This is a genomic window from Photobacterium proteolyticum, from assembly GCF_001939735.1.
In the GTDB taxonomy this organism is placed as follows: domain Bacteria; phylum Pseudomonadota; class Gammaproteobacteria; order Enterobacterales; family Vibrionaceae; genus Photobacterium; species Photobacterium proteolyticum.
The window spans coordinates 101,605-107,604 of sequence record NZ_MJIL01000096.1 but is presented as its reverse complement, the minus strand read 5'-3'; the positions used below and the strand labels follow the sequence as shown (position 1 = coordinate 107,604).

At 34.5% G+C, this 6,000-nt stretch carries 5 protein-coding genes; all 5 read right to left on the bottom strand.

What is annotated here, in order from left to right:
- Positions 1–63 precede the first annotated feature (63 nt).
- Positions 64–660 (bottom strand): hypothetical protein, encoded by a 597-nt coding sequence (locus BIT28_RS25380; protein ID WP_075767748.1) that lies wholly within the window; start codon positions 658–660, stop codon positions 64–66.
- 574 nt (positions 661–1,234) lie between these two features.
- A complete protein-coding gene (locus BIT28_RS25375; RefSeq protein WP_075767747.1) occupies positions 1,235–2,227 on the bottom strand; it encodes a hypothetical protein in 993 nt (330 codons plus the stop codon).
- The gene (locus tag BIT28_RS25370) at positions 2,227–3,633 is read right to left on the bottom strand and encodes a hypothetical protein (RefSeq protein WP_075767746.1); all 1,407 of its coding nucleotides are present in this window, start codon (positions 3,631–3,633) and stop codon (positions 2,227–2,229) included. The genes BIT28_RS25375 and BIT28_RS25370 overlap by 1 nt, the downstream gene beginning before the upstream one ends.
- Before the next feature lies 1 nt (position 3,634).
- Positions 3,635–4,438, bottom strand: a complete 804-nt coding sequence (locus BIT28_RS25365; RefSeq protein WP_075767745.1) for a hypothetical protein — start codon at positions 4,436–4,438, stop codon at positions 3,635–3,637.
- Complete coding sequence (locus BIT28_RS25360) at positions 4,435–5,817, bottom strand: hypothetical protein (protein WP_075767744.1); 1,383 nt, start codon at positions 5,815–5,817, stop codon at positions 4,435–4,437. Before BIT28_RS25360 ends, BIT28_RS25365 begins: the two co-directional genes overlap by 4 nt.
- Positions 5,818–6,000: the final 183 nt, after the last annotated feature.

Below are 6,000 nucleotides of genomic sequence, written 5' to 3'. Positions count from 1 at the left end.
CCCAGAGAAACCAGATATAAACGAGCAGTTGGAACAAGCTGCTTAAACATGATTAGGCGACAACTACCTTGAAAAACGCCGGAACCCATCAATGACGACATAACCTCCTTTACCACCAGCAGCTTCGAAGCACTTATCGTAGTTAGTTGTGAAAATCTTGGTTCTAACTTTACGATTTGCTCTTCTCGCAACTCTGCGTAGGAAGTCTGAGTGAACGTCGAGCATGATGTCTGGAGTGATGAAGTCAACCATTGAATGAATCGTCTTCTCAGCCTTGGCTACGAAACGTTCTACTTTATCTTTTTGGACTTCATCTGATAAGTAGTCAACTGCAAGCTTGCAATGAGAAAGAAGGGTTTCGATATTCTCTTTACCTGCTTCTGGGTGGTAATTGACAATATCAAGTATTTCGTGGATTACAGGGTCTTCTGGAGACTCACGTTTGACAGCCTCTTCCCATAGATTCCACATAGTCGGAGCCAGCCTATTGCCTTGGTCATCAAGAACATGAAGAGATGTACCTAGACCAGTTAAAATGATAAGGTTTTCGCAATTAACCAAGTCAATCAGTGCAGAATCAATCTTATGTTTAATTGCTACAACTGGTTTGTTGTCTCCATCCGTGTCTTTACACCACTCTCTATTATTGTATAAATACATGATAACCCCGCAATTTATAAGTTAATTCGAGATTATCCGAGCTAAATTTGGTACGCAATAGAGTGCTCAAAAAATTGTTACTTGATTGCTTAAAATGTCGCACTGAGCTGCTTAAAGACAACATCTAGGTAGCTGAGGCTAGATGAATCAAGGCTTGTAGGCTACTTACCCGGAGGACTATTGTAAACCTTCCCTAATCAGTTACACACATAATTAGAGTGTTCAGCCTGTGAATTTTTCGTCTGATACTTCCAGGAAGTTAGATCATTCAGTGAATCGTGTGGCCGTTCTTTGTTGTATTATAAAAAATAATGTCGCTTAACTCTCTGTTCAATCTTACTGGGGCAGTTAATTCAACTAGTTCAGTAATCTTATACTTATATAGTTGACAAGCATGCCATTCATCTCGATTCTGAATCAGAACTTCTTTAAAAATTGACGAAAAAATTTTATCACGGCAAGTCTAAAAATTTTACTTTTACTAGAGTTCTTTTCAATAGTTAAAATAGTAATATAATGTGTAATTGAATTATGCTCAGAAAAAAAAAGCTCTCTACTTTCTTCCAATGGAGTTCTAGATTTGGTTTGCATTAGATAGTTTTCTCCTGCTAAGGTACTTGTAAAAATGATTTTCAACACCAAGTAAGTAACGTAGAAAAGCACGTTTTGATTCTGAGTGATCATATATCCTAACAAAGTGTCGACACTCAAGTTTTACTGACTCTGAGAATATACCCTTAGTTTTTGACCACATACGATTATTTGTGTCGTACTTCCCTATTACGTTGAAAATATTTGGATTACTAACAGCTTGTGTGTTTCTCGAGTCAGGCCACCCTCTTAGAAACTCTACTGAGTCTTCATTAATAACGACATTAAATAAGTATTGTATCTTTCCTGTTTCTGAATCAGCCCAGCATGGTGGATGCTCGAGACCGTTACCTATCTTCTTAATCTTTTCTCTTAAGTTTATATTCTGACCTTTATAGTTTTCATTTTGTTGTATAACGGATGCAATCAGTTCACTTGGAGAGCCTTCCCAATTATTAATCTCTATTGCTTCTATTATTTCTTGATACTCTTCAACTAAAGCAATAAGTTCTTCTTGACGTAAATTATCAAGCTTAAGATCTTCTATTTTTTTTACCGTTTTCTCTAACTCAGCTTTTTCACGTAAAGCTGTCTCTAGTTGCTTCTTAGCATCTTCATTGGATGCTACTTTGTGTGTTAACTGTTTCAATTGTTCTTCAAGTTTAGTTTTTTCTTGGAGAGTGGATTCGAGTTGTTGAGTCGCTTTTCTAGCTTCTGCAAGCTCGATAAATAGTGATTCAGGATCATACTCATCAGATAATGCAGCAAACTCAGAAGCTACTTTTAGACTTTCGCTGAGCGACAATACTTCTTGCTTAAGGGTTTCTTGATTTTCATGAGATAATTCTAGCTCTTCGGAAACAGAGTTGATCTGCCAAGCTGATACCATTAGTAAAATAAAGAAAAAAATAAAAGATAACTCAGTCAAAGAAGTATCAATAATTGAATTTGAATTTTCCTCAACGAAAACATTCATTATGAAATCCCCTTCAAGCCTTTTATTTGTAACGCTAATTGCTGGTAAACGGTCGAAATATCTTTAGCAACTTGGCTGCTTGACTCTTCAGTAGCATTAGCAGCGGCACTCAGCCTATTCATAGATTCTTTACTTACAATACCCATTTCCTCGATATTTTGTTTGGCTTCGTTAATAGCTTTTGCCAGATCACTCAACTCATTTCTGGTATCAAGTACATTTGAAGAACTTTGTTTAGTAGCATCAATTAACAAGTTCATTTCACAGGTTAATTTGACAAGTTTGTCCATACCAGTAGAAATATCGGTTTGTTGCTTAGTCAAATTTTCAGTAGATTGTTTTACTGGATCAATAATTTTAGTTAGTTCATCAGCAACGGCATTAATCTGATTTTTGTATTCAGACAGGCTCGATTGAATGGCTTGTTCAGTATCCTGTTTGAGATCTTTGATATCTCCTAAGCTAGATAAAATTGACTTGCTAATCTCAGAAAGTGAGGTTTCATATTTTTGTGCCTGTGATTGGATTGTACCATTTAAAGCTCCTTCTAATTTATCCACATGATCGGATACTAACGTACCTGATTGATTAAATTGAATCGATAGTTGTTCATTAGCTAAAATCATCTGTGAATTGATATTCTCGTAAGCTTTTTGATGGTTTTCTAGTGTCTTAATTATATCTTTTAGAGAGTTTTGTAAAGGCTTCGATATCAAATCAGAAGATACATCAATATTATTGATGCGTTTTGATAAATCTATCATCGCTGAATGCACTACATCACTAGCACTTTCCATTGACTCTTTATAGTTTTCTGTAACTTCTGTTTGTGTTTTATTGTATATTTCTAATGTCTCTTTAAGTGAGACTTCTGTTTCAGCATGGACTTTGGTTACAGAAGCAACGACTTGGGTGGTCAAGCAATCAAGTTGGGCAGAGAACGTGTTTAAAGCTTTCTCAATTTCATTTTCTAGGCGTTCTCTTCTTTTTTGAGCTTGAACTGAAAATGATGTTACTACTAATCTTGCAACCAACCCTACAATAGTAGTAATCAAGGCAGCACCGAAGCTACCAACAACATTGTTCATGTTAACGTCATCATTAACGGATAAGAAAACTAATGATGAGACCAACGCTACGAGAGTAAGAATAAAACCAAGATAATAAAAGCTGTCTCCAACTATTGATATGGGAAGATCATTCTCTGCTCTTATCATGAAAAAGATATAAGAAAGCATTACTAATAATGGAGCACCAACTGAGAGTATAATGGAGTTAAAAGCTAAACCTAAAACAATAAAAATAGCCCCAGACAAGACTGAAATAAGAAACATCTTAGTAACTGATACTAATTCAATTTTGACCAGTTTTCTTCCAGAAATTAACTCATTTTTATCATCTGTCATTTTAATTTACCACCTTTACGTTTGAGATATACCCACCATTATCCATAACAAGTAATTCCCAAAAGTTAATATGACCTCTATTTTGTCTAGTTCTGTCTTTAGTTCTAACCAGATAAAACACCTTAACATCAACACCATCAAGATTAGGTTTTTGCTCTATCGAATATGGTAATCTTTTATATTCATCAAAGTTTGGCTTATTCTTATAATGTGAATATTTAGTAGTATGTTCAAGCATATCAGATATTATAATCATCTCTTTACTATCAGCGTTTGATGAGTAAAGAGTTTGCAATGATGCAAGCTTGATCATCTCTATTATTGGTGAAGTATTGGATGTATGTGTTCCAGCTAGCTCTTTCACAGAATTAATTACACGATCATAGAATGTTTTTTCCCAATTTTCTTTAAGCCTCCGTTTATTGGAGGTTAACTCACTCTTATTACTTCCATCACCAGGGTTACATACATAAAAGGCTTCTTTAAAATCATCAGTATTGTCATCAATAACGTAAAGCGAAAAGCGATCATCAATACTTGCGTTTAATAGGATTTTTTTAACTTCTTTTTCTATTTGAATAGATTGCGAAGAACTAAAACTATCCGTTGCATCGATTAGAAGCACTGTATCCTTACTAATATAGTCATCTGTTCGACACATTGTTTCGCTATCTCTAATGATACTATTTTTACTTATATCCCAATAAATATAACCAAAAGCAAGTATTATTACAAAAGCAAACATTGTAATCAACATACCTTTTTGTTTTGCTACTTTCTTTTTATTACGTCTACTTCTACTCATGACTTATAAATCTTATCAATTTTTGTTTGGTATTCTTCCTTCGATGAAAGCATAGCATTTCTTATACCAGGAAGAAGTACAGCCAATTGTTCTTTATCTTGCCTAATAGACTCTTGCTTATCGGTATATTTAATGTCTAAGTGAATATCTCCAATATGAGGTACCTCTCTAGAAATAAAATAATTAGGAGACGTGGTTTCTCTTTCTGATTCATTCGTATCTCGATAAAGATTTATGACATACTCAATATTATTATTAAGGTGAGATTTGTATCCTTTGAGAATTCTGTTTTGATGATCAAAAGCAGAGCATAGGTTACTTAACTGCTTCTCTTTTATTACAACATTGTCGTATATCTGATCGAGAGACTCAAGATAATCAGAATGAATATCATCAAGTTCATCAAGCATAGATTCTCGGTCATCTAATAGTTCCTCTTCCAGGTTATCTTTACGGCGAGATATTTTACCATAACCTGGATATGCATCATCAAAGCCATAGCCTTTGTAGATGGCAAGAAAGCAAAACATCATACCAATCGTGAACAACAACCACGAATTAATATCGCTTATAGAAAGCATACCTTGTTTAAAGGAAGTTATAGCAATATTATGAGCATTGTCAGGAGCTATTACTAATGCTTCTCTATAATGTCCAATAAGTAAATTAAATATAAATGGTATAATCATTAAGATAGTAAAAGATAATATAGAAGCAAGGGATATAAACTTTGAACAATGATTTTTGTATCTTAGTAACCACCAACCAAAAATGAATCCTATACCTATATTAATTATTGCAATCAATGTCGCATAAATTATACCTCCTACTAATCCTTCATCACTTCCTTTCGAAAAGAACATGCCATTCATGAAAGCTTCAAAGATAAGAGCCATTAGAAGAATTCCAACTGTTAACCAGTGACTTAATGGGTAATCGGCACTTCGTCTTAGTCCATGTTTCTTTTTAAACTGGTTTAGATCATCTTCAGCATAATTTAAATCTTCTTTCTTTTGCTCAAGTTCTTTAACTCTCGACATTAACTTGGATGAAATATCTCTCTCAAACTCTTTGCTCATCTCTTTTGCATGGGAAAGTTCTTTTGAGACACTTAAACTGTTTATTTCATCTTTAAGATTCGATGTAGATTGGTCTACAGAGTTTACAGCTTGTGTTAGCTTTGTTTTTATAATGTTTGTGAAATTGACCTCATTAGCATCTGGCAATGATGCATTAGAACTAGGCAATTCCTTCCGAGCTTGCTGTTTAGCTAGATTTATAACATCTAGGTTTAGAGCAAGATCTTCATGATCTTCAACAGGAAACTCTACAGGCTCATAAACAGATACAACAGTGTCGTTTTTGGGTGTCTTAAACATCTATCTTGCTCTAAAACAATAACAAAACACCAGAGTAGCAAATGAGTTGCTATAACACCATAAGCATATTCACGTGACGAATATTTTAACTGTTTTAGTCAGCTGCATTCCTTGACACGAATATCGACAGTCTTCGCTCTTTACTAGTGCAGCTGTTAAGGTGGACACTTTGCTAAAGCGTCT

Coding starts and splice junctions, on each gene's coding strand:
- BIT28_RS25380 (WP_075767748.1), bottom strand. CDS start 660: ATGTATTTATACAATAATAGAGAGTGGTGTAAAGACACGGATGGAGAC.
- BIT28_RS25375 (WP_075767747.1), bottom strand. CDS start 2,227: ATGAATGTTTTCGTTGAGGAAAATTCAAATTCAATTATTGATACTTCT.
- BIT28_RS25370 (WP_075767746.1), bottom strand. CDS start 3,633: ATGACAGATGATAAAAATGAGTTAATTTCTGGAAGAAAACTGGTCAAA.
- BIT28_RS25365 (WP_075767745.1), bottom strand. CDS start 4,438: ATGAGTAGAAGTAGACGTAATAAAAAGAAAGTAGCAAAACAAAAAGGT.
- BIT28_RS25360 (WP_075767744.1), bottom strand. CDS start 5,817: ATGTTTAAGACACCCAAAAACGACACTGTTGTATCTGTTTATGAGCCT.